The following is a 22486-nucleotide window of genomic DNA, read 5'->3' as shown; positions in this document are numbered from 1 at the left end:
CGCCCGGAACACCGCCTGGAACACCGTCCGGCCCTGGATCGTCAGGACCGGGATCGCGGCGGCGGTGGTCGTGGCCTACTTCCTCCTCCCCCTCGACCAACTGGGTCCGCAGCGCCCCCTGCTGAGCTGGGTGCTGTTCGCCCTGCTGCTGACCGTCGTGGCCGTGCTGCTGCTCCGGCAGATCCGGCACGTGCTGCTCGACCGGCCGGAGAGCCGGCCCGGGGTGGTCATCTCCCTGCTGATCGTCCTGTCCGTGCACGTCTTCTCGGCGACGTACTACGCCCTGGCCAAGCAGCCGGGCGAGTTCAACGGCCTGCACACCCGCGTCGACGCGCTGTACTTCACCGTGGTCACGCTCGCCACCGTCGGGTACGGGGACATCACCCCGCGGGGCCAGGCCGCCCGGGTCGTGACCGTGCTGCAGATCACGTACAGCTTCGTGTTCCTCACGGCCGCCGCCACCGCGCTGACCACCCGGATGCGCGACAGGGTGGTCGGCAGGACCGACCGGGGCCGGCGCCACTGAGGCCGACCGGGGCTTGAAGGTGCCGCCGCGTCACCTTCTAGCCTCGGGTGTACACCCGTGGAGGAGCCCATGACGCACGCGAACGACGGCACCCGGCGCATCGGCGAACTCGCCCGGGAGACCGGCCTGAGCATCCGCGCCCTGCGCTACTACGACCGGCTCGGCCTGCTCACCCCGTCCGCCCGCACCGGCGGCGGGCACCGCTGCTACGACGCCGCCGACGTCCGGCGCCTGCACCGGATCCTGGCGCTGCGCAGCTTCGGGCTCCCCCTGACGCAGATCCGCGCGGTCCTGGACGCCGAGCCGGACCACGACCCGGCGCGGCTGATCCGGCGGCAACTGGACGTGGTCGAGGAGCGGCTGCGGCAGACCGCGCAGCTGCGGCTCCGGCTGCTCGGGGTGCTGGACGCGCTCGACGCCTCGGCCGGGACCACGACCGAGGCCTACCTGGAAGTGATCGAGGAGATGACCGCCGTGGAACGACCCCTGACCCCCGAAGAGGTGGCCCGCCTGAGCGAGGCGCGGCGCCGCTACGCCGAGACCCTCACCGACGAGGAGCGCCGGGCCCTGCACCGCCGCCGCGCGGAGACCTTCGCCGCGCTGAGCGAGGACGACAGGCGACGGCTGACGGAGCGGCGCCGCCAGCTGTTTCCGCAGCCCTGAGGCCTGTCCGGCGGGCGGGCAGGGCGTCCGCCGGGCCCGAGGCCCGCTTGTCACCACCCCCGTGGGCGCACTACTGTCGCCACGCCTTGGTGAACGGGAAATCCGGTGTGATGCCGGTGCGGCCCTCGCCACTGTGAATCGGGAAGTCCGGCTCCGGCCCTCAGGGGCAGCCACTGGGTCCTTGCGACCCGGGAAGGCGGAGCACGGGCGGTGGTACCCGTAAGCCAGGAGACCGGCCAAGGCGCGTCGTCCATCCACGAGGTGCTGGAGAGGGTCTGCTGAGCCATGCACATAGCCGAGGGCTTTCTGCCACCGGCGCACGCGATCGCCTGGGGTGTCGCGTCCGCGCCGTTCGTCGTCCACGGAGTACGGTCACTCACCCGTGAGGTCAGGGAGCACCCGGAGAGCACGTTGCTCCTCGGCGCCTCCGGGGCCTTCACGTTCGTGCTGTCGGCCCTGAAACTGCCGTCCGTCACCGGGAGTTGTTCACATCCCACCGGCACCGGCCTGGGTGCCATCCTCTTCCGACCGCCGATCATGGCGGTGCTGGGCACCATCACGCTGCTCTTCCAGGCGCTGCTGCTCGCGCACGGCGGGCTGACCACGCTCGGCGCCAACGTCTTCTCGATGGCGATCGTCGGCCCCTGGGCCGGGTACGGCGTCTACCGGCTGCTGCGCCGCTACGACGTGCCGCTCATGGTCACCGTGTTCTTCGGCGCGTTCGTCGCCGACCTGTCCACCTACTGCGTCACCAGTGTGCAGCTGGCGCTGGCCTTCCCGGACCCGAGCAGCGGTTTCCTGGGCGCGCTCGGCAAGTTCGGGTCCATCTTCGCCGTCACGCAGCTCCCGCTCGCGGTGAGCGAGGGCCTGCTCACGGTGGTCGTGATGCGGCTCCTCGTGCAGTCCAGCAAGGGGGAACTGACCCGGCTGGGCGTCCTGTTGACCAAGGCCGGCAAGGCCTCCTCCGGTGAGCGGGAGGCGGTGGCCCGGTGAAGCGCAACACGAAGGTCAACGCCCTGCTGCTGCTCGCCGTGGCCGCGCTGGCGGTGCTCCCGCTGGTGCTGGGGCTCGGCGACCACAAGGAGGAGCCGTTCGCCGGTGCCGACGCCGAGGCGGAGACGGCGATCACCGAGATCGAGCCGGACTACGAGCCCTGGTTCTCGCCGCTGTACGAGCCGCCGTCCGGGGAGATCGAGTCGGCGCTGTTCGCGCTTCAGGCCGCGCTCGGCGCGGGTGTGCTGGCGTACTACTTCGGTCTGCGCCGGGGTCGGCGGCAGGGCGAGGAACGGGCGTCGGCGGCGACGGCGGCACCGCGGGACACCCCCGAAGGGGACTGAGTGCTGCCGATCGACGCGGCGGCGCACAGCAGTCGCTGGCGCCGCCGCCATCCCGTGGACAAGGCCGTGCTCGGGCTCGGCCTGACCGTGCTGGCGATCTCGCTGCCGCCCTGGCCGGGTGCGGCGCTGGTGCTGGTGACGGCGCTCACCGTGCTGCTCGGCCCGGCGGGCGTGCCCCGGCGCGGGCTGTGGCGGGCGTACCGGGTGCCGCTGGGGTTCTGCGTGACGGGGGCGCTTCCGCTGCTGGTGCAGGTGGGCGGCCCGGACGGATTCCTCTCGGTGGCCGACGGCGGTGCGGTGCGCGCCGGTGAGCTGCTGCTGCGTACCTCGGCGGCCTCGCTCGGGGTGCTGCTGTTCGCGTTCACCACGCCGATGTCGGACCTGCTGCCCCGGCTGGTGCGGGCCGGGGTGCCCGCGCCGGTCGTGGACGTGGCGCTGGTGACGTACCGGATGAGTTTCCTGCTGCTGGACTCGGTGCGCCGGATCCGCCAGGCGCAGGCCGCGCGGCTCGGGCACACCACCCGGGCGGCCACCTGGCGTTCGCTCGGCGGTCTCGGCGCCACGGCGTTCGTACGGGCCTTCGACCGGGCGGCGCGGCTCCAGTCGGGGCTCGCCGGGCGCGGTTACGACGGCACCCTGCGGGTCCTGGTGCCCGAGGCCCGCGTCTCGGCGCCCTTCACCGCGGCGAGCGTCGCGCTGCTGGCGGCGCTGGCCTGTCTGACCCTCGTACTGGAAGGACCCTTGTCGTGAGCGGACCGGCGCAGTCACCGGAACCGGCCCTGGTCGCCCTGCGGGGCGCGTCGTTCGCGTACGAGGAGGGCCCGGACGTGCTGGTGGGCCTGGACTTCGCGGTGCGCGAGGGGCGCGCGCTGGCGCTGCTGGGCCGCAACGGCAGTGGCAAGACCACGCTGATGCGGCTGCTCAGCGGCGGACTCAGGCCGCGTGCGGGGACGTTGACGGTCGGCGGGGAGCCGGTGACGTACGACCGCAAGGGGCTGACCCGGCTGCGGACCACGGTGCAGCTGGTGGTGCAGGACCCGGACGACCAGCTCTTCGCGGCGTCGGTCGGCCAGGACGTGTCCTTCGGGCCGCTGAACCTCGGGCTGCCCGACGCGGAGGTCCGCTCCCGGGTCGGGGAGGCGCTCGCCGCGCTGGACATCGCGGCGCTGGCCGACCGGCCCACGCACCTGCTGTCGTACGGGCAGCGCAAGCGGACCGCGATCGCCGGGGCGGTCGCGATGCGGCCCCGGGTGCTGATCCTCGACGAGCCGACCGCGGGGCTCGACCCGGACGGGCAGGAGCGGCTGCTCGCCACCCTGGACCGGCTGCGCGCGGGCGGCACCACCGTGGTGATGGCCACCCACGACGTCGACCTCGCCCTGCGCTGGTCCGACGACGCGGCCCTGCTCACCCCGGACGGCGTGCACACCGGCCCGACCGCCCCGACGCTGGCCCGCACCGACCTGCTGCGGCAGGCGGGGCTGCGGCTGCCCTGGGGCGTCGCGGCGGCCGGACTGCTGCGGGCGCGGGGCCTGTTGGCGGACTCGGCGACGGGCCCGCGTACGGCGGAGGAGCTGGCGGCGCTGGCCGACTGAGCCGCCTGGCCCACGGCAGGGCTCGCGGCGTCAGCCCTCGACGGCGGCCTTGCCGATGCGTACCCGCCAGATCTCGGGGCCGGATTCGACGTAGTCCCAGGTGTGGGCGTCCGGGTGGGTGGCCTCGAACTCGCGTCGCAGTGGCTTGGGGTCGTGGTTGTTGACCAGCACGAAACCCTCCCCCGGGGCGAGGCGGGCGTAACGGGCGAAGATCCGCGGGTGCCGTTGCCCGTGGGGGATGTCGCGGACGTCCACGACCGCCGGGGTCTCCAGTCGGCCGCCTTCGAGCAGGGTGGTCAGATCCGCGACGAGACTGGGCAGATCGGCACCGGGGAGCTCCGCGAGCGCCGGCAGCAGGACCGTCTCCTCGGTCGTCAGGTGAACGTCCAGGATCGCCTCGACGGAGCGCGCGGCGGCCGCGGCGGAAGCGGGGTTCCCGGCACCGGCCACCTCGTCGATGCGCCGGTCGAGGGACGCGGCGGTGGTGCGCAGGGCGCGCACCAGGAGGCGGGTGCCTGCCGCGCCGGAGGCGGCCGCGTAGAGCGTCTGTTCGGTGGCGGCGAGATGGCGGCGCAGCTCACCGGTGCAGAACTCCACCAGTTCGCTCTGCCCGCCGCCCGCCGAGGTGCCCTGCGCGACGGTCGCGAGACCGGCCCGCAGTCGGCTGTGCGCGTCGCGGACGACGGCCTGTGCCCGGACGACCGGGTCGGCCGCCGTGCCCTCGATGTAGACCTCGGACGACGATGTCACGACGGTGCTCCTCTCGACCTGCGCTGCCACCCCGCACCGCGGGGTGTTCCATGGCGCCCGATTATTACATGTACCATTTGGAGAAATTCGGCATTCCCCTGCACCGACGAGTTGCCGCACCGGCCCGGGAGGACTGACATCATGCCGTCGAGCGAGGAAACGGAGCCCCTCTCCCCACGCCGCCGCGCGGTGCTCGACGCCCTGCGCGACGCCGTCGCCCCCCAGGGTGTCACCGAGGTCGCCGAGCTGCTCGACGTGCACCCCAACACGGTGCGCTTCCACCTCGACGCCCTCATGTCGCAGGGGCACGTGGAGCGGACGGTGGAGCGGCCCTCGGGCCCGGGACGGCCGCGTACGGTCTACGCCGCGCGCGGCGGGATGGACCGCGGCGGGAAACGGCACTACCAGTTGCTGGCCCGGATGCTGCTGAGCCGGCTGGCCTCCACCGGAACGGGCGCCGAGGCTGCGGCCGCGGCCACCGAGACGGGCCGCGACTGGGGAAGGCACCTGGTCGAGCGGGTGCCCCCCGCGCACCGGCCGACCGCCGCCGAAGCGACCGGCCGGTTGACCGCCATGCTCGCCGATCTCGGCTTCGATCCCCGCCCGGCCGGGGACGACGGCCCGACGGACCGGGTGTGGCTGCGGCACTGCCCGTTCCTCGAACTCGCCGAGGAGCACGGCTCGATCGTCTGCCCGCTGCACCTGGGCCTGATGCAGGGTGCCCTGGCCGAGCTGCGTGCCCCCGTGGCGGCCGTGCGACTGGAGCCGTTCGCCGAGCCCGACGCCTGCCTGGCGCATCTGTCCGCGACTGGGGCCGCGTGACCGCGGTCGCGTGAGCGCGACGCCCCCTCTCGCGCTCTCCCCTCACCTGACGCCTCACCACCAGACCTGGCACCACCAGGCCTGGCACCACCAGAAAGAGACGGGACGACAACGATGGACTCGACCTCGGCAGCCGTGGCAGGCGCCGTCACCTTCCTGTGGCTCGGCATGGTGCTGGCGATCTCCTTCCTGGAGGCGCCGCTGAAGTTCGGGGCCCCCGGGGTGACGATCCCCATCGGGCTCGGCATCGGCCGGAGGGTCTTCCGGGCGCTGAACCTCGCCGAGGCCGCCCTCGCCGTCGCCGTGATCGCCGCGGTCGCCATCGGCTCCCCCACCACGGCCGTCGTGACGCTCACCGCCGCCGCCGTCGCCGTGCTGGCGATACAACTCGGCGCCGTGCGCCCCCGCCTCAACCGCCGCTCCGACGCGGTGCTCGCCGGCGAGGACCCCGCGGAGCACCGCTCCCGCGCGCACCTCTACTACGTCGCGTTGGAGATCGTGAAGGTTCTCGCCCTGCTCGCGCTGGGCTGCGTGGCCCTGGCCGCCTGAGCCCGTGCCCGCCGTATCTCGCGCCGGCGGCGTTCACCCGCGCGGCTCGGGCGTTGCCCGACGGCGGCCGGGCAGGACGGCGAGGACGATGAGCGTACCGGCGGCCATGATGATGCCGCCGACGAGGCTGGTCGTCGAGACGCCGTGGGCGAAGGCCTGGTTGACGGCGTCGGTGAGGGCCTGGGCCTGCTGGGGTCCGGCGTCCGGGCTGGTCGCGAGCCGCTCGGCGACGGCCAGTCCGCCGCCCACCGAGTCCTGGGCGGTGTCCAGCGCGGCGGCCGGGAGCCGGTCGCCCACCAGGCCGGCGAGTTCGTCGCGGTAGGCGGTGCCGAGCAGGGAGCCCAGGACGGCGATGCCCAGCGAGCCGCCGAGTTCCAGCGCGGTGTCGTTGGCGCCGCCGCCGACGCCGAGTTCGTTCTCCGGGAAGGTGCCCATGATGGTGTCGGTGGCCGGGGAGACGCTGAGGCCGATGGCGAGGCCGAGCAGCAGCATCGGGGCGAGGAAGTCGGCGTAGGCGGAGCCCTGGTCGATCAGGACCAGCAGGAAGACACCGACGGTGCCGATCGCCATGCCGGAGCCGACCATCGCCCTCACACCGAGCTTCGGGGTCAGCCGCCCGGTCACCGCCGCGCCGACGAACACGGCACCGGCCAGCGGCAGCAACCGTACGCCGGTCTCCAGCGCGCCGTATCCCAGCACGAACTGCAGGAACTGCGTGGCGTAGTAGATGGCGCCGTAGGTGCCGAAGAAGAAGAACAGCACCGCCAGCATCGAGCCGCTGAAGGGCCGCAGCAGGAACCGGCGCACGTCCAGCATGGGGTGCGGGTGGCGCAGCTCCCAGGCGACGAAGGCGACGAGCCCGACCGCGGCGACGACGGCAGCGGCGACCGGCCCGGCGCCCCAGCCGAAGTGCGGGCCCTCGATGGTCGCGTAGACCAGGCTGCCGACGGAGACGATGGAGAGCAGGCCGCCGACGTAGTCGATGCGGCCCATGCCGGAAGCCTTGGACGGCGGTACGAGGAGCAGTGCGCCGATGACGGCGACCACCGCGACGGGGACGTTGACCAGGAAGGTCGACCCCCAGGCGTGGTCCTCCAGGAGCCAGCCGGCGACCAGCGGCCCGACGGCGATGGCGAGCCCGGAGGTGGCGGTCCACGCCGTGATCGCGCGGGCCCGCTCGCCCTTCGGGAAGACCGCGACCAGCAGGGACAGCGTGGCCGGCATGACGACGGCGGCGCCGACGCCCATGACCGCCCGCGCCGCGATGACCAGCCCCGTCTCGTGGACCAGGCTGCCCATCACCGAACCGCCCGCGAAGATCACCAGGCCGGTGACCAGGGCGCCGCGGCGGCTGTACTTGTCGCCTATCGCGCCGAGCACCAGCATCAGCGCGGCGTACGGGACGGTGTAGCCGTCGATGACCCACTGCAGGTCGCTGCTGCTCAGGCCCAGGTCGGCCGTCATGTCCGGGGCGGCCACGATCAGGGACGTGTTCGCCATGACGACGATCAGCAGGCTCAGGCAGAGGACGAGGAGAGCCCACCAGCGCCGGGCGTAGGGCCCCGACATCTTTTCGACGGGGGTGGTGGCCAGTAGGGGCATGGAGGCTCCCGGGAAACGAGCACGGGCAACTTAATTGCCCATAGATGAGCAGACAAGCGTCAGAGTAATTTGTTGCACGCCGGTGTGCAAATACGCGCATCAAGAGCGGGAGAGAGGGGAAAGCAGAGGTGGGTCTGCGGAACGTGGACGAACCGCGAGCGGGTGCCCTACTCGCTCGGGACGGACTCCGCGGTCACGGCGGGACGGACGCCCCCGACCACCGCGCGGGCCCGCCGCTCCGGTACGCCGGCCGCGATGAGCATGGCGACGGCGGCGCGGGTGCCGTCGTCCTCCAGCGCACCGGTGTTGACCTGCTCGAGGAGGGCGACGATCATCGCCTCCAGCCCGGCGCTCAGCACGGCGGGCGGCAGATGGGCGGGGAAGACGCCGTCCCGCCCACCGCGCTCCAGGATGGCGGTGACTTCGGCGCGGGCCGGGGCCAGGATCTCGGCGACCCGCTCCACGCCCAGGTCGTGCCGGGCCAGCGCCAGGAGCATCCGGTAGCGGTCGCCCACGGGCCACATCAGCAGCACGAAGTGCGCGAGCGCCCGGTCGGCCGGTTCGCCCGGCTCCGCCGCGTCGGCCATCGCGCCGCGCAGCACCTCGGACGCCTCCTCCGCGAGGGCCTCGAGCAACGCCGCGCGCCCCGGGAAGTGACCGAACAGCGTACGCCGTACGACGCCCGCCGCCCTGGCCAGTTCCTCCAGGGTGGTGTCCGGGTTCCGCCCCAGCTCCCGGCGGGCGGTGGCCAGGATGCGCGCCCGGTTGGACCGCGCGTTGCGTCGCTGCGGCTCACGGGCGACGGGCTTGGTCACGGGAACCTCAAGGGCGGAACGGTGCGGAGCGGGTGGCGGGCGGGCCTCCATTCTGGCACGGAGGGGTGCGCGATGCCCGACCGGCGGCGCGCCCTCTGCGGGCCGTTCCCCCTGGCCCCTCGGGCCCGGGGACCGTCGCGCACTCGGCCCGCACCGCGACCGACTCACGCCTCTGAACCTTCGGTCGGGGCAGCGGGAGATCAGCCGGTGACCGCCTTGTCCTTTGCCAGTGCCGCGGTGCGTTGGCCGAGCGTTTTGCGCAGGTTCTCGACGACGGAGTCCAGTTGGTCACCGTCCGCGCCGGCCGTGCCCGCCTGGTCGGCGACGCTGTCGAGCGCCTTCAGCGCGGTGCCCGAGCCGTAGAACTTCTCGTACAGCTCCCGGTACGCCTTCTTGTAGACGTCGTCGAGGGCGTCGGAGGCGAGGAAGCGCTCCTTGAGGACGTGGCCGCCCATGCCGCCGGCGCCCGGGCCGTTCCGGCCCTGCGCCGCGACACCGCCGGGCATGCCTTCCGGCGCCCCCTCGGGCATGCCTTCAGGCGCACCTTCCGGCATCGCGGTGTCCCCGCCCCGGCCGCCGCCACCGCCACCGCCACCGCCACCGCCCATGCCGAACTCGTCGTCCGGGCCCGTGGTCGCGTCGCCGGAGAGGGTGAGGTTGTAGTCCCAGCCCAGGACGGAGAACTTCTTGGTGTCCAGGTCGTACCAGAGCAGGTAGTTCTTGCCCGGCCCCGCCATGTCGTCGGAGTTCAGCAGCAGGTTCTGGGCGGCGACGTAGGTGGCGAAGGACTCCACGTCCACGTACTGGTCGAGGTTCTTCTCGAACTCCTCGTCCGAGGCCCGGTCGACCCACCGGATGAGCTTCATGACCGGCTCCAGGTCCTGGCTGCCGACTTTGTTGAGCTGTTTGAACGACTCCTCGTAGTCGGTGGGGTCGTCCCCGACGTACGAGAAGCTGCTGCCGGCCCGCGCCTTGTACATCACCCCGTTGCCGTCACCGACGGAGTCGGCGTACTCGGTGTCGGGGTTCTCGACCATCAGCCTGGTGGCCTCGGGCCGGTCGTTGACCTGGACCGAGGTGAAGGCGTACCGCTCGTTCTTGAGGCCGCTGGTGTCCATCAGGTTCAGCGTCAGCGCCTCGTTCACCGGCACCTGTTCGTTGCTGCCGGGGCGCAGCGAGATCTCACGCTCGCCCTGGTAGGCGCGGCCCTCGACGAACTCGTCGACCTTGATGAGCCAGGGCAGTTCCTCGGGCCTGTCCTCGGACAGGTCGTACTGCGTCATGCCGCCACCCATGCCGCCGCCGGCGCCGCCAGCTGCGGCGCCTTGCTGCTGACCGCGCTGTCCCCCGGCCCCGCCGCCTTGCTGCTGCTGCGGGGCCGGGGCTGCTCCCTGCCCGCCACCGGCACCACCGGCAGGCATGTTCCGGCCGCCACCGGGCCCGCCCTGGCCGTTGCCGCGCAGGGACATCAGTGTGGAGTTGCCCTTGAGACGGAGTCCGACGTCCTGGAGGTAGACACCGTCGACGGTGAGGTCCGCCTTGATGTACTCCTTGTTCCCGTCCTCCTGGAACTCCTTCATCATCTTGTCGAACTCGGTCTGGTCGTACTCCAGTTGGACGGAGTGCGCGACGGACGTGTCGTAGAGGTCGACCGTGCCGCGGACGTCGTCCGTGATGACGTCGGCCTCCACGCGGGAGGAGGAGGTGACGTACGGCGAGACGCGGGCGTCACCGAAGGCGTAGAGCATGACGGCCAGTCCCGCGCACACCGCGCCGACCGGTTTCCAGTGGTGCCGCAGCCGTACCGGCACCCGGTCCTTGAGCCGCCGTCGCGCGCGCACCGGCGTGGCGTTGTCCGGCATCACAGGTCGGTGGTGTCGTAACCGGTCAGCACCGTCACCCGCTGTCCGGAGGTGCGCTCCTGGAGCGCGCTCACCAGATCTCCGGGCTCGGTGCCCTTCTTCATGCGCACCGTGTAGAAGACCTCGTTGAGGGCGCCGCCCCGGATCGTCTCCGTGCTCACCAGCTCGTACTCGCTGGTGTACTTGATGAGCACGTCGCTGATCGCCGGACCGTAGTTCTCACCGGCGGGCACCTGCACCTTGACCACCTGACGCTGGACGTTCAGGGCGAACCAGTCGAACTTGAACATGATGACGACGACGGCGCAGATGACTACGGCGCCGACCGCGGCCAGCGTGTAGAAGCGGGCGCCGCAGGCCATGCCGATCGCCATGGCGAGGAAGATGAAGCCGACGTCGCGGGTCTCCTTCACGGCGTTGCGGAAGCGGACCACGGACAACGCGCCGACCAGCGAGAACGCGCGGGCCAGGTTGGACCCGACGACCAGCATGATGAGGGCGACGATCATGCCCACGATCACCAGGGTCTGCACGTAGGACTGGCTGTAGGAGACGTTCCGGTGCGTGTACCGGTAGACGTAGCCGATCAGCGTACTCAGGACGAAGGACAGCGCCATGGCGGCGACGACGTCGGCGACGCTGAACGTGCCGCTGAGTTCCTGGAGATCGAAGTTCACTGTGCTCCTGCTTTCACGGGCGCGTCGGGCGCCGACCGCTGCTCGGACAGCGGCGTGGTGGGGGTGGGAGGCGGACAGTCGGCCTCGTTGACGTGGAAGACGGACCGGGGTGCCAGACCGAACGCCTCGACGGACTGCACGTACTTGGAGACCCGGACGAGACTGAGGTTGCGGCGGGCGGCCAGGTCGGTGATCCAGTGCGGCGTGCGCTCGTTGACCTTGATCTCCATCACCGACATGTGCGGCGGGAGGGTGAACCGGTTCTCCGCGTTCGGCGTGCCGAAGTGGAAGTCGCGGTCCCGGCCGCGGACGCGCCGGTCGAACGTCACCCGCAGACCGGTGTCCGCGTCCCGGCCGACCAGGGCTTCACGCTGGTAGCCGGTGATGGCGGTGGGTCGCAGGTTCAGCCGTACGACGAGTTCGAGGACCTCCTGGACGAAGGCGCTCTCCCGCGGCGAGTGGTCGATCATCTGCCGCCCGTCGCACAACTGCCGGGCGACCCCGTACGGGAGGGTGATCCGGCGCTTCTGCGTGACCCGGTTGACCCGCTGCTTGATCTCCACGCACACGGGCGACTCGTCGGTCACTCCGTCCAGGTTCCCGTAGTGCCGGATGCGCAGCTTGCGCCGGAACTTGAGCCCTTCGATCTTCTCCCAGTAGAAGCGCAGCTGGGGAGTGTCGTAGTAGAGGCTCCACACTCCGTAGCCGCCGGCCGGGCCGTTCAGGTCCCGGTCCATGCGCTCGGCCAGCTCGTCCCGGATCCCGGTGGCCTGTTCGACCGGTACGAGGTACTTCAGCTCGAACCGGTTGAACGCGTGCAGCCTGCTGGCCACGTGCAACGGTTCCTCAGCCTCGCCGTCGCCGTCGCCCTCGTCCCTGCCCGCGCCCGTGCCGTCCGCGCGTTGCTCCTGCTCCCGGGCCTTCCGCCGTGAGGTCCCCGGCAGTGCCACCATGCGCCTCCTTTGTCCCCCCGGCCTCCTCGGCCGGCACGGGACACGCAACAGTCGCTACCTTGGAGACAGCTGAGAATGAGGCGTCAATTCCCAGTGAATTCCAGGCAACTGGGAGATGAACGGAATGCGGCGCCGGGCGTCAGGTCGCGGGTTCGATCGCCACTTCCAGGTGGTCTAGGCCGCGCAACCCGTTGTTGATCATCGGTCGGCGTTCGAGTATTTCGAAGCCGGCGACCCGGTCGGCGAGCCTTTCCAGGAGCGCGCTCATCTCCAGCCTGGCGAGGTGCATCCCGACGCACACGTGCTCTCCCCGTCCGAAGGCGAGGTGGTCCGAGGGGCGGCGGGTGATGTCGAAGCGCTCGGGGTCCGGGTAGTGACGCTCGTCGCGGTTGGCGGAGGCGTAGAGCAGCGCGACCCGTGAGCCGGCGGCCAGCGGAACTCCGCCGATCTCGTGATCCTCGGTGAGCACCCGGCTGAACTGGGGCGCCGGGGTTTCCAGACGCAGCGACTCGTTGATCGCGTGCGGGATCAACGAGCGGTCCGCGCGCAGCAGATCCCACTGGTCCGGGTTCTCGGCGAACAACGCGACCGCGCTGGTGATCGCGAGGATGGTGGTGTCCAGGCTGGGGGTGACGTAGTCGAGCATCATGGCCGGGCACTTGTCGCGCGGGATCTCGCCACGGTCGGCGGCCTCGTAGAGGTGTGCCGCCCAGCCGTCGGGGTCGATCCTTCCCGGCACGGCGTCGTTCACGGCGAACGCCATGAACTCCTCGACGACCGGCCCCGCCGCGGCCGCCCGGTCGTCGGCGGGCCCCTGGGTGTTCCAGATGGCCGCGGCCCACTCCAGCATCTTCTCCCGCCCGTGATCGGGGAGTCCGACCAGGTCCGACACCACGGCCATGGGCAGGTACTCCGCCAGTTCGGTGACGACCTCGAACCGGCCCCGGCCGACCACCCGCTCGACGACCCGGTCGGCCTCGGCCTCGATCCGCGGAGTCACCTCGCGCATCCGGTCCGGCCGAAGCGGCCGCCCCAGCACCGAGCGCATCGCCGTGTGCTCGGGCGGATCACTGCACAGCGTGATCCCCTCCAGTCGGGCGTTCACGTCCGGATCCACGAACACGCCCCGCGCCGAGGACAACGTCCGCCAGTCCATCAGGGCGGCGCGCACCTCGTCGTAGCGGGGCAACGCGTAGAGATCGTGGCGGGACAGGTACACCACCGGCCCGAGAGCCCGCAGCTCGGCATAGATGCCGTACGGGTCGATGCGCGCCGACTCGGTGTAGAGGTCGACGTCACTGGTGGGTACGGGGGACAACGGGCCTCCAGGAGACGGGTGAAGTGAACAAGTCGTGCCCGGCCCCGGTCAGCCGTGCTCGGTGCCGGGCATGGGCGTGGACGTATGCGTGGACGTATGCGTGGGCGTGGCCGTGGGCGTCCAGTGCGGTGACCGGCCCGCGAAGCCCAACAACCGGTCCAGCGCGGGGGCATCGGGGCCCACCGGCACCTCGGGGGCGAAGGGCATGCCCGCGCCGCCCCGGTACTCGGGCTTGATCTGGTCGGCGAGCAGCGCGTACGCCCGCTCCGACGCCACGGGATCGGGCCGCCAGGCCTGACCGGTGGCGCGGGCGACGTCCCAGCCGTGCACCACCGCCTCGGCCACCAGCATGTTCAGCACATGGTCCCCGGGGAACGTGCCCCCCAGCGCGGGTACCCGCACGGAGGCCGATTCGATGCCGTCGGCCAGGGCGGCACGCACCGCCGCCGACAGGTCCCCGATCGCCGCGACCAGGACTTCGGCCCCGTCGGGACCGGTGTAGGCCCGCGGATCCGGTCGCCGGTCGCCGTCCGGGTCGGCCAGGACGACGGTGAAGTACCCGATTCCGCCGAGCAGGTGTCTGCGCAGCGAGACCACGTCGAGTTCGGCACAGGGCGTCGGCGCCGTGTCCTGCTGCGGAGTCGTCGCACCGATCACGCGGGCCAGTTGGTCCAGGACGGGAAGCACCGGATGGGAGGACATCGGTTCCATTTCGCTCGTCGGGATGTTCACGAGCCACGGGACGAGGAGGCACGAGGAGGCGTTCTCCATCCCGGGGCGGGCCCCAGGGGAAGATCCTCCCGCGACGGGTGGACCTTCGCGTCGGTAGGAACTACGTACGTTCGCGTCCGTCTGCGTACGGCTGCGTACGGCTGCGTATGTCGAGGTCGGGCCTACGCAATTTGTGCCGACGCGAAGGGGCCCTCCCGCTCGGGACGGTGTCTCCATGAAACGACGCACAGCGCTGAAGGCCCTCGGATTCGGCATCGGAGGCTCGGTCGTCCTCGCCGGCGGTGGCTTCGGTGTCTACTACGCCACCGCGAAGCTGGACACGGTCGGCAAGGTCTCCTTCGACAAGGCCCTGTCGATCCCACCGCAGGCGGAGTCGGAGACCAGCACCTCGGGTGCCCGGGTCTTCACGCTCGGCATCCAGTCGGGCGAGACGCGGTTCAAGGCCGGGTCGCCCACCCGCACCTGGGGCGTGAACGGTACGTACCTCGGTCCGACGATCCGCGCGCGGCGCGGCGAGCGGATCGAGTTCGCCGTGCGCAACGGCCTGGATCAGGACACCTCGCTCCACTGGCACGGGATGCACCTGCCCGCGGCCATGGACGGCGGCCCGCACCAGGTCGTCCCGGCCAAGGGGACCTGGCGGCCGCGGTGGACGGTCGACCAGCCTGCCGCGACGCTCTGGTACCACCCGCACGTACACGGCTCGACCGCCGATCACATGTACCGGGGCCTGGGCGGGCTGTTCATCGTCGACGACGAGGACAGCGAGGCGTCGAAGCTGCCGTCCGAGTACGGCGTCGACGACATCCCGATGATCGTTCAGGACCGCGCGTTCGACGGGGACAACCAGTTCGAGAAGCGGGTGCCGCTGGGCGGTTCGCTGGGCGTCATAGGTGACGAGGTGCTCGTCAACGGCACGATCGGTCCGTACGTCGACGTCACGACGAGGCTCGTGCGGCTGCGGCTGCTCAACGGCTCCAACGCCCGCCTGTACAACCTCGGGTTCTCCGACGACCGGACGTTCTCGCTCGTCGCCACCGACGGCGGCCTGCTCGCCAGACCGTGGAACACCGAGCGTCTGTACCTCTCGCCCGGGGAACGCGCCGAGATCGTGGTCGCCTTCAAGCCGGGAGAGCGGGTCGAACTGCGCTCGTACCCGTCCGAGTACGGCGGCACCCTGGGACGGATCGACGGCTTCGACGACCGTCTCGACATCTGCCAGTTCCGGGCCGCGGCCACCCTGTCCGACGGCGCCGAGGTCCCCGCCGTGCTCGGCGTCGCGCCGGACCTCGCCGGCGAAAGGGTCGCGCGGGAACGCTCCTTCGTGCTCGCGTCGGACCAGATCAACAGCCGGTCGATGGCCATGGACCGCATCGACTTCGGTGTCCGCGAGGGCACCGTCGAGGTGTGGGACGTGGTCAACGACAACGGCTTCCTGCACAACTTCCACGTCCACGACGTGCAGTTCCAGGTGCTGACGGTCGACGGCGGGAAGCCGGAACCGCACCTGCGCGGCTGGAAGGACACCGTCCTGCTGGCGCAGGGAAAGCACTACCGGCTGGCGATGCGCTTTCGCGGCCACACCGACCCGAACACGCCGTACATGTACCACTGCCACCTGTTGCAGCACGAAGACGACGGAATGATGGGCCAGTTCGTGGTCCTGGGTGAAGGCGAGAAGGTCGGCGCCGTGCCGCGGTCGCACCACCACGCCTGACATCGCCGCCACCAAACGCCGCCACACGCTGCCACCACACGCCGCAGCCGACGACGCCCGGACCTGTTGGACGACCTGGGCGCTGTAGCCTACGCGCTGTGCAGACGTCGGCTCCTCCCCACGGTCCGCTGCTCGGCAGGCAGTACGAGACGCGGCGCCTTCGCGAGCTGATCGGCGCGGCACGGGCGGGCCGGGGCGGCGCCCTGGTCCTGCGTGGTGAGGCGGGGATCGGCAAGAGCACGCTGCTGGAGCACGCGGAGGCGGCGGCGTCCGGATTCCGCGTACTGCGCGCGGGTGGGTCCGAGCTCGAGGCGGAGCTGCCGTTCGCCGCACTGCACCAGCTCTGCCTTCCGGTGCTTGGGCACCTGTCCGAGCTGCCCGCCGAACACCGCAGGGCGCTCCGCGTCGCTTTCGACCTGGCCTGCGGGACACCGGACGTGTTCCGGGTCGGCCTGGCGACCCTCGGGCTGCTGACCGCGGCGGGCCAGGAGCGCCCGGTGCTCTGCGTGGTCGACGACGCGCACTGGCTCGACGCGGCCTCGTCGAGGGCGCTGGCGTTCCTCGCCCGGCGCGTCTCCGTCGAGTCGGTCGCCCTGGTGCTCGCCGTCCGGCTGCCGCGCGAGGCAGGCGAGTTGGACGCCCTGCCGAGCCTGAGCGTCGACGGGCTGAGCGACACCGACGCGCGGGCGCTGCTCGCCGCGCAGAGCCACGAGACGCTCGACGAACAGGTGCGTGACCGGCTCGTGGCCGAGGCGCGTGGCAACCCCCTGGCGCTGCTCGCGCTGCCCAGGGCCGGTGGGTTCGCCCCGCCGCGCCCCGCCTCGGTGCCGACCCGGGTCGGACACGAATTCCGTGCCACGCTCTGCGGCCTGCCCCCGCAGGCGCGACTCCTGCTCACGATCGCCGGCGCCGACCCGACCGGCGACCCCGGGCTGCTGTGGTCCGCCGCGCGTGGCCTGGACATCGACCTGCCGACCGCGGGGGCGGCCGCCACCGCGACCGGACTGGTCGAGTTCGGCACCCGCGTGCGCTTCTACCACCCCCTGGCGCGGGCCGCTGCGTACGACGCCGCCGCGCCGGACGAGCGGCGGCTGGCCCATCGCGTGCTGGCCGAAGCCACCGATCCGGTCGCCGACCCCGACCGGCGCGCGTGGCATCGCGCCCAGGCCGCCGCCGTCCCCGACGAGGACGTCGCCGCCGAGCTGGAGCGCTCGGCGTCCCGGGCCCAGGCGCGTGGTGGTGCGGCGGCCACGGCCGCCTTCCTCGAACGGGCGGCGGATCTGACGCTCGACACCGCGCGGCGGATCGAACGGACCCTCGCGGCCACGCGCGCCCACCTCGACGCGGGCGCCACCGACAGGGCGGCCATGCTGCTCGGTACGGCCGAGAGCTGGGGCCTCGACGAGTTCCAGCAGGCCGAGACCGACCTGCTGCGGGGCCGGATCGCCCTGGTCCGGGTCGACGACGGTGAGGGGCTGGCGTGGATGCTGCGCGCCGCGCGGCGGCTCGCGCCCCTGGACCCCGAGCGCTCCCGGGAGAGCTACCTGGAAGCACTCGAGACGAGTCTGCTCGTCGGGCGCGCGAACGGTGTGCTGGACGTGGTCCTCGCCGAGGCGAAGTCCGCGCCGCCGCATCCACCGGACATCCTCGACGCGCTGGACATCCTGGCCACGCACGGGCACCGGGCGGCCGTCCCCCGGATCAGGCAGGCCCTCGACGGTGCGGAGGGTCCGCTGTGGAACCGGCACCCCGCGCTCGCGATCATCCTCGCGGCCGAGCTGTGGGACCCGGACACCCATGAGCGGATCATCGAGTGGCTGCTGAAGTCCGGCCGTGAGTCGGGATCACCGCTCGTCCTGCGGCTCGGTCTCGCGCAGGCCGCGTCCGCCGCCGCGCTCACCGGCGACCTCGACGAGTCGATGGCCGCGATCGCCGAGGAGCAGGCGATCGCCGACGCGACCGGTACGCCTGCGGTCATCTACCACCGGCTGCAGTTGGCCGCGATGCGCGGACGCCGCGAGGAGGCGTCCGCGCTGTTCGAGGCCGTCATGACGACGGCCACCGCCACGGGCCAGGTGATCTCCAACGTCCACTGGGCAAGCGCCGTGCTCAACAACGGCTTGGCCAACTACCGGGAGGCGCTGGCCGCCGCCCGACGTGCCACCGCCGACGGGGAGCTCTTCACCGCGGGGTTCACCTTGCCGGAGCTGGTGGAGGCCGCCGTACGGTGCGGCGAGCACGCGGCCGCCGTCGCCGCGCTGGCGTCGCTGACCGAACGCACCGAGGCCTGTGCGACCCCCTCGGGCCTGGGCATCGCCGCCTACGCGCGAGCGCTGGTGACGGGAGCGGAGGACGACTACCGGGAGGCGATAGCCCACCTCACCGACACGCCGATGCTGCCGTACCGGGCCAGGGCCCACCTCCTGTACGGGGAGTGGTTACGCCGGCAGGGCCGCAGGCAGGACTGCCGGCCCCAGCTGCGCACCGCGCACGAGCTCTTCTCCGGCGCCGGGCTCGAGGCGTTCGGCCGGCGCGCGGCCGACGAGCTGCGCGCCACGGGCGAGACGGCGCGCAGCCGCACCGCTCACGCCCGCGACCAACTGACCATGCAGGAGCTGCACATAGCGCGGCTGGTCGCCACCGGCGCGACCTCGAAAGAGGTGGCCGCCCGGCTCTTCCTCAGCCCACGAACGGTCGACACCCACCTGCGCAACATCTACCGCAAGCTGGGCATCAACTCCCGCAGACAGCTCAGGGACCGCCCCGACCTGCGACCCGCCGACCCGCGACCCGCCGACTAGCGGGCAAGCTCGCGGATCGACCGACGGGTGCTCGTCCCGGCCCGGCTGTCACGGCCGATCCCCTACGGGCCGATCCCTGCTCGCCGTCCAGGTCGCGGTGTATTCCGTCAGCATCGACTCGAGGTGCCCTACCATGAAGCGGTAGTAGGAGTGCATGTCGCGCAGCCGCTCGCGCTGTTCCTCGGACATGTCGGCGCCGCGCTCCTGCGCGTGCGCCGCGAGTTCCCGCAGTTCGGTGGTCGCGGCCACGATGTGACGCAGGCAGCCGACCCAGGCGTCGTCGCGCCACCGGTAGACGAAGTGCCGTGCTCCGGCCTCCTTGTAGCGCTCCACGGTGCCGTTGGCGATGAGCAGCCGGGTCATTTCCGAGGCCGATCCCTTGCTGGCGTCCAGGGCTTCCTGAAGCTGGGTGAGGGTCATCGGTCTGTCGCTCAGCATCAGCAGTCCTGCCGCGCGACCGGCCATGCGCGGCCAGCCCATGGCCCTGCCGACGTGGGTGCCGAACTCCTCGACAAGCGCCTCGGACGAGTCTGCGGACGAGTCTTCTGTGCCGTCCTCGGCCACCTGGGACACGGAACTCCTGAAATTCAGTAGGAAATGAACGTTCAGTCTTGACTGAACTCACTATGAGGTCGATATTACAAGCTCTCCGGCCCGATACCTAGGCCACGTCGGATCGCCCTACGCGGGAGAAGATGCATGACGAGCACGAGCTGGGATGTCGTTGTGGTGGGGGCGGGCTCCGCGGGCGCCGCGCTCGCGGTGCGCTCGGCGGAGCAGGGCAAGCGAGTACTCCTCGTGGAGGCCGGCCCCGACTACCGTTCGGCGCAGATGCACGAGGCGTGGCGCTCACCCAATCCAGCGGTCGCGCTGATGGACCCCACGGCGGCCGAGGGACTGCTGTGGGCGGGGCTGAATTCCGCGCGCACCGACGCGCAGACGCAGGCGCCGTACTGGCGCGGCAGGGGTGTCGGCGGCAGCTCGTCGGTCAACGGGCAGATCGCGATCCGGCCCCCGATGGCGGACTTCGAGGACTGGAGCGGCACCGGTTGCGCGGGCTGGGCTCCCGCGGATGTCCTGCCGTATTTCGCGAAACTGGAGGACGACGAGCAGTTCGGTGACGCGCCGTATCACGGCCGCGGCGGGCCGACACCGATCCACCGGACGCCGCAGGACGAGTGGGGCGGGGTCGACACCGCCCTGTCCCGCTCGGCCCTCGCGGCGGGCTACGGCTGGTCCGAGGATGTCAACGCGCCCTCCGCGCACGGGGTTTCTCCCTACCCGATCAACTCGAGGGGCGGCCGCCGCGTGTCCGTCAACGACGCGTACCTGGAACAGGCCCGGGAGTCGAGCACGCTGACGGTACGGGGCGACGCCCTGGTGGAGAAGGTGGTGTTCGCCGGGAACCGGGCGGTGGGGGTCCGGCTGCTCGTCGACGGACAGGCGACGACCGAGTACGCCGGCACGGTCGTGCTCAGTGCCGGCGTCATCCACTCCCCCGCCGTCCTCATGCGCTCGGGCGTCGGACCCGCGTCGCACCTGCGCGCGCTCGGCATCGACGTGCGCCACGACCTGCCGGTGGGCCACGGCATGCAGGACCACCCGATGGCGCTCGTGTCGATCCCGCTGCGGGAGCCGGCGGCGGTCAGGACGCCGCACGATCGGCACACCAACGTCTGTGTCCGGTGGACCAGCGGCGACGACGCCCCCGAACACGACCTGATGTTCGTCTCGCTCAACCAGAACGTGCTGGCGATGGCCTCCGCCGCGACGACCACCGCTTCAGGGGCGTACGGAGTCTGGCTGAACCAGAACCACTCCCGGGGCGTGCTGACGCTGGCGTCCACCGACCCCTTCGACCAGCCGCTGGTGCGGCAGCGGATGCTGTCCGACGAGCGGGACCGCCGTCGTATGCGCCTGGGCATACGGGCGCTCGTCGACCTGGCGCGCCGGCCCGAGACGGCTGCGATCACGCAAGGATCGATCGAGGAGGAGAACGCGGCTCTGTTCTCCGTCCTGGGCAGCGACGACGGCCTCGACGACTACCTGCTGAGGACGGTCGTGGACGCGCAGCACGGCACCAGCACCTGCCGCATGGGCCCCGCCGACGACCCCGGCACCGTCGTGGACAGCGAGTGCCGCGTCCTCGGCGTCGAGGGCCTGTACGTGGTCGACGCCTCGGTCTTCCCGTCCGTGCCCCGGGCCAACACCAACCTCGCCACGATCATGGCGGGTGAACTCATGGCCGACCGCCTCCCCTGACACGGCACCGCTTGCCCGTCCGCCGTCGGCGCGTGATCGCGCCGCATGAAGCGCCGCATGAAGGAGATTCCCGATGAAGACCTTGCAGAACCTGACCGGCGGCGTCTGGGGGGACTCCTTCGAGGACACACTGCTCGACGTCGTCAACCCGGCCACCGAGGATGTCGTAGCCCGCCTGCCCGGCGGCTGCCAGGCCGACGTGGACCGGGCCGTGGCCGCAGCCGTCGAGGCGCAGCCCGCGTGGGCGGCGCTGCCCGTGACCGAACGCGTCGCGCGCATCTCCGCGTGGGCCGACGCCGTGGCCGAGCACGCGGACGAACTCGCCGATCTGGAGTGCCGGGAGATGGGCAAGCCGGTCGGCATCGGCCGTACGTTCATCGACGGCGCGGTCGCCGCCCTCAAGGCGTCCACCGGCCAGGCGCTGTCGTACGACTTCGAGGAGACCATCGATCATCCCGACGGCAGCGCCACGAAACTCCTGCGCCATCCGCTGGGTGCCACCGCGGTCATCACTCCGTGGAACTTCCCCGTCGCGATGGTGCTCGGTGCGCTCGGCCCGCTGCTGGCCGCCGGCAACACCGTCGTCGTAAAACCCTCCGAACGCTCACCCCTGTCGACCGTACGGCTCTTCGAACTGCTCGCCCTGCCGCCCGGCGTGGTCAACCTCGTCCTCGGCGACGCGCGTGCCGGAGCGCCGCTGGCCGAGCACGCGGACATCCAACTCGTGCACTTCACCGGCTCGGTCGGGGCCGGCCGGCAGGTCGGTGCGGCAACGGGCAGGCTGCTGCACCGCGCCGTCCTCGAACTCGGCGGCAAGGACCCCGTCGTCGTCGACGCCGGCGTCGACCCCAAAGCGACCGCGGCAGCGGTGGCGTTCGGCGCCTTCCTCAACACCGGGCAGATCTGCACGTCCATGGAACGCATATACGTGCACCAGGACATCGCCGAGGAGTTCGTCGACGCCCTGGTGGAGGCGGCGGGGACGTACACCGTCGGCGACGGACACGACGAGCGGGTCGTGATGGGTCCCCTGGTCGACGAGCGGCAACGCGACACGGTCCGCCGACATGTCGCCGAGGCCGTCCAGCGCGGAGCGACGGTCCGTGCGGGAGGAGTGGAACCGGAGGGCAAGGGCTTCTTCTACCCGGCCACGGTGTTGACCGGCGTCGACGAGTCGATGTCGGTGATGACCGAGGAGACGTTCGGGCCGCTCGCCCCCGTCGTGGTCGTCTCCTCCTTCGAGGAAGGACTCGAGCGTGCCGCCCGGTCCCGCTTCGGCCTCGCAGCCACCGTGTACACCCGCGACCCCGGCCATGTGGCCGCGGCCACCCGGATTCCCGCGGGCGTCGTCTGGATCAACCAGTGGCAGGGCGGTGGCCCCGAACGACTCTACGAACCGGCCCGCGACAGCGGCATGGGCGCCACCGGTGCGAGCGCGGCCTACGACGCCGCCACCCGCCCGGCCGCCGTCCACGTCGCCGCCCGGCCCGCGTCGTGAGGACCGC

21 protein-coding genes and 1 riboswitch are annotated in these 22486 nt (G+C 71.8%); of the genes, 12 read left to right on the top strand and 9 right to left on the bottom strand.

Going from position 1 to position 22486, the window contains the following annotated elements; translation table 11 throughout:
- Nucleotides 1–64: 64 nt before the first annotated feature.
- The 6 genes from ACGH7X_RS29410 to ACGH7X_RS29385 all read left to right on the top strand — a co-directional run bounded on the left by ACGH7X_RS29410 (nucleotide 65) and on the right by ACGH7X_RS29385 (nucleotide 4121).
- A complete protein-coding gene (locus ACGH7X_RS29410) occupies nucleotides 65–526 on the top strand; it encodes a potassium channel family protein (RefSeq protein ID WP_399897422.1) in 462 nt (153 codons plus the stop codon).
- Nucleotides 527–595: 69 nt separating this feature from the next.
- Nucleotides 596–1189, top strand: coding sequence for a MerR family transcriptional regulator (locus ACGH7X_RS29405; RefSeq protein WP_399890371.1), 594 nt, complete (start codon nucleotides 596–598; stop codon nucleotides 1187–1189).
- 70 nt (nucleotides 1190–1259) lie between these two features.
- A riboswitch (cobalamin riboswitch) is annotated at nucleotides 1260–1445 on the top strand.
- Nucleotides 1446–1474: 29 nt separating this feature from the next.
- The gene (locus tag ACGH7X_RS29400) at nucleotides 1475–2182 is read left to right on the top strand and encodes an energy-coupling factor ABC transporter permease (protein WP_399890368.1); all 708 of its coding nucleotides are present in this window, start codon (nucleotides 1475–1477) and stop codon (nucleotides 2180–2182) included.
- The gene (locus ACGH7X_RS29395) at nucleotides 2179–2526 is read left to right on the top strand and encodes an energy-coupling factor ABC transporter substrate-binding protein (RefSeq protein WP_399890366.1); all 348 of its coding nucleotides are present in this window, start codon (nucleotides 2179–2181) and stop codon (nucleotides 2524–2526) included. The genes ACGH7X_RS29400 and ACGH7X_RS29395 overlap by 4 nt, the downstream gene beginning before the upstream one ends.
- Nucleotides 2527–3276 carry a cobalt ECF transporter T component CbiQ gene (cbiQ, locus tag ACGH7X_RS29390; RefSeq protein ID WP_399890363.1) on the top strand — a complete coding sequence of 250 codons (750 nt, stop codon included), beginning with the start codon at nucleotides 2527–2529 and terminating at the stop codon, nucleotides 3274–3276.
- Nucleotides 3273–4121: an ATP-binding cassette domain-containing protein gene (locus tag ACGH7X_RS29385; RefSeq protein WP_399890360.1), complete on the top strand. Its 849-nt coding sequence runs from the start codon at nucleotides 3273–3275 to the stop codon at nucleotides 4119–4121. Before cbiQ ends, ACGH7X_RS29385 begins: the two co-directional genes overlap by 4 nt.
- Nucleotides 4122–4151: 30 nt before the next feature.
- On the opposite strand, the gene ACGH7X_RS29380 is transcribed toward ACGH7X_RS29385, so the two are convergent.
- Nucleotides 4152–4871, bottom strand: coding sequence for a DUF2249 domain-containing protein (locus tag ACGH7X_RS29380; RefSeq protein WP_399890357.1), 720 nt, complete (start codon nucleotides 4869–4871; stop codon nucleotides 4152–4154).
- A gap of 141 nt (nucleotides 4872–5012) precedes the next feature.
- Between ACGH7X_RS29380 and ACGH7X_RS29375 the strand changes: the two genes are divergently transcribed.
- Both ACGH7X_RS29375 and ACGH7X_RS29370 read left to right on the top strand, forming a co-directional pair.
- Nucleotides 5013–5693, top strand: a complete 681-nt coding sequence (locus ACGH7X_RS29375; RefSeq protein ID WP_399890354.1) for a helix-turn-helix transcriptional regulator — start codon at nucleotides 5013–5015, stop codon at nucleotides 5691–5693.
- A 114-nt stretch (nucleotides 5694–5807) separates the two neighbouring features.
- Entirely contained in the window at nucleotides 5808–6242 is a 435-nt protein-coding gene (locus tag ACGH7X_RS29370; protein ID WP_399890352.1) for a hypothetical protein, read from the top strand.
- A gap of 33 nt (nucleotides 6243–6275) precedes the next feature.
- Here ACGH7X_RS29370 and ACGH7X_RS29365 read toward each other — a convergent pair whose 3' ends face one another.
- From ACGH7X_RS29365 to ACGH7X_RS29335, 7 genes are all read right to left on the bottom strand, one after another.
- Nucleotides 6276–7844 carry an MFS transporter gene (locus tag ACGH7X_RS29365; RefSeq protein ID WP_399890349.1) on the bottom strand — a complete coding sequence of 523 codons (1569 nt, stop codon included), beginning with the start codon at nucleotides 7842–7844 and terminating at the stop codon, nucleotides 6276–6278.
- A 167-nt stretch (nucleotides 7845–8011) separates the two neighbouring features.
- Entirely contained in the window at nucleotides 8012–8659 is a 648-nt protein-coding gene (locus ACGH7X_RS29360; RefSeq protein WP_399890346.1) for a TetR/AcrR family transcriptional regulator, read from the bottom strand.
- A 200-nt stretch (nucleotides 8660–8859) separates the two neighbouring features.
- A complete protein-coding gene (locus ACGH7X_RS29355; RefSeq protein ID WP_399890343.1) occupies nucleotides 8860–10521 on the bottom strand; it encodes a CotH kinase family protein in 1662 nt (553 codons plus the stop codon).
- Nucleotides 10521–11198 carry a DUF4956 domain-containing protein gene (locus tag ACGH7X_RS29350; RefSeq protein WP_399890341.1) on the bottom strand — a complete coding sequence of 226 codons (678 nt, stop codon included), beginning with the start codon at nucleotides 11196–11198 and terminating at the stop codon, nucleotides 10521–10523. Before ACGH7X_RS29350 ends, ACGH7X_RS29355 begins: the two co-directional genes overlap by 1 nt.
- A complete protein-coding gene (locus tag ACGH7X_RS29345) occupies nucleotides 11195–12151 on the bottom strand; it encodes a polyphosphate polymerase domain-containing protein (protein WP_399890338.1) in 957 nt (318 codons plus the stop codon). The genes ACGH7X_RS29350 and ACGH7X_RS29345 overlap by 4 nt, the downstream gene beginning before the upstream one ends.
- Nucleotides 12152–12290: 139 nt before the next feature.
- Entirely contained in the window at nucleotides 12291–13469 is a 1179-nt protein-coding gene (locus tag ACGH7X_RS29340) for a cytochrome P450 (RefSeq protein ID WP_399890335.1), read from the bottom strand.
- Between the two features lie 48 nt (nucleotides 13470–13517).
- Nucleotides 13518–14171 (bottom strand): TIGR03086 family metal-binding protein, encoded by a 654-nt coding sequence (locus ACGH7X_RS29335; protein WP_399890332.1) that lies wholly within the window; start codon nucleotides 14169–14171, stop codon nucleotides 13518–13520.
- 244 nt (nucleotides 14172–14415) lie between these two features.
- On the opposite strand from ACGH7X_RS29335, the gene ACGH7X_RS29330 reads away from it, so the two are divergent.
- Together ACGH7X_RS29330 and ACGH7X_RS29325 are read left to right on the top strand one after the other, a co-directional pair.
- Nucleotides 14416–15918 carry a multicopper oxidase family protein gene (locus ACGH7X_RS29330; RefSeq protein WP_399890329.1) on the top strand — a complete coding sequence of 501 codons (1503 nt, stop codon included), beginning with the start codon at nucleotides 14416–14418 and terminating at the stop codon, nucleotides 15916–15918.
- 98 nt (nucleotides 15919–16016) lie between these two features.
- A complete protein-coding gene (locus ACGH7X_RS29325; RefSeq protein WP_399890326.1) occupies nucleotides 16017–18719 on the top strand; it encodes an AAA family ATPase in 2703 nt (900 codons plus the stop codon).
- 48 nt (nucleotides 18720–18767) lie between these two features.
- Here the strand turns inward: ACGH7X_RS29325 and ACGH7X_RS29320 are convergent, their stop codons facing one another.
- Nucleotides 18768–19292, bottom strand: a complete 525-nt coding sequence (locus ACGH7X_RS29320) for a GbsR/MarR family transcriptional regulator (protein ID WP_399890324.1) — start codon at nucleotides 19290–19292, stop codon at nucleotides 18768–18770.
- A gap of 126 nt (nucleotides 19293–19418) precedes the next feature.
- Between ACGH7X_RS29320 and ACGH7X_RS29315 the strand changes: the two genes are divergently transcribed.
- Nucleotides 19419–20981 carry a GMC family oxidoreductase gene (locus ACGH7X_RS29315; protein ID WP_399890322.1) on the top strand — a complete coding sequence of 521 codons (1563 nt, stop codon included), beginning with the start codon at nucleotides 19419–19421 and terminating at the stop codon, nucleotides 20979–20981.
- A 73-nt stretch (nucleotides 20982–21054) separates the two neighbouring features.
- Nucleotides 21055–22479, top strand: coding sequence for an aldehyde dehydrogenase family protein (locus ACGH7X_RS29310; RefSeq protein WP_399890319.1), 1425 nt, complete (start codon nucleotides 21055–21057; stop codon nucleotides 22477–22479).
- The last annotated feature ends 7 nt before the right edge of the window (nucleotides 22480–22486 follow it).

Source organism: Streptomyces sp. BBFR51 (genome assembly GCF_044591655.1).
Taxonomy (GTDB): Bacteria; Actinomycetota; Actinomycetes; order Streptomycetales; family Streptomycetaceae; genus Streptomyces.
Note: the sequence above shows the minus strand (reverse complement) of the source record. Positions and strands in the feature narration are given on the sequence as shown.

Excerpts from the sequence above, each read along its gene's own strand:
- ACGH7X_RS29365 (WP_399890349.1), bottom strand. The coding sequence starts at position 7,844 with ATGCCCCTACTGGCCACCACCCCCGTCGAAAAGATGTCGGGGCCCTAC.
- ACGH7X_RS29405 (WP_399890371.1), top strand. The coding sequence starts at position 596 with ATGACGCACGCGAACGACGGCACCCGGCGCATCGGCGAACTCGCCCGG.
- ACGH7X_RS29355 (WP_399890343.1), bottom strand. The coding sequence starts at position 10,521 with ATGCCGGACAACGCCACGCCGGTGCGCGCGCGACGGCGGCTCAAGGAC.
- ACGH7X_RS29310 (WP_399890319.1), top strand. The coding sequence starts at position 21,055 with ATGAAGACCTTGCAGAACCTGACCGGCGGCGTCTGGGGGGACTCCTTC.
- ACGH7X_RS29335 (WP_399890332.1), bottom strand. The coding sequence starts at position 14,171 with ATGTCCTCCCATCCGGTGCTTCCCGTCCTGGACCAACTGGCCCGCGTG.
- ACGH7X_RS29345 (WP_399890338.1), bottom strand. The coding sequence starts at position 12,151 with ATGGTGGCACTGCCGGGGACCTCACGGCGGAAGGCCCGGGAGCAGGAG.
- ACGH7X_RS29315 (WP_399890322.1), top strand. The coding sequence starts at position 19,419 with ATGACGAGCACGAGCTGGGATGTCGTTGTGGTGGGGGCGGGCTCCGCG.
- ACGH7X_RS29375 (WP_399890354.1), top strand. The coding sequence starts at position 5,013 with ATGCCGTCGAGCGAGGAAACGGAGCCCCTCTCCCCACGCCGCCGCGCG.
- ACGH7X_RS29370 (WP_399890352.1), top strand. The coding sequence starts at position 5,808 with ATGGACTCGACCTCGGCAGCCGTGGCAGGCGCCGTCACCTTCCTGTGG.
- ACGH7X_RS29330 (WP_399890329.1), top strand. The coding sequence starts at position 14,416 with ATGAAACGACGCACAGCGCTGAAGGCCCTCGGATTCGGCATCGGAGGC.
- ACGH7X_RS29400 (WP_399890368.1), top strand. The coding sequence starts at position 1,475 with ATGCACATAGCCGAGGGCTTTCTGCCACCGGCGCACGCGATCGCCTGG.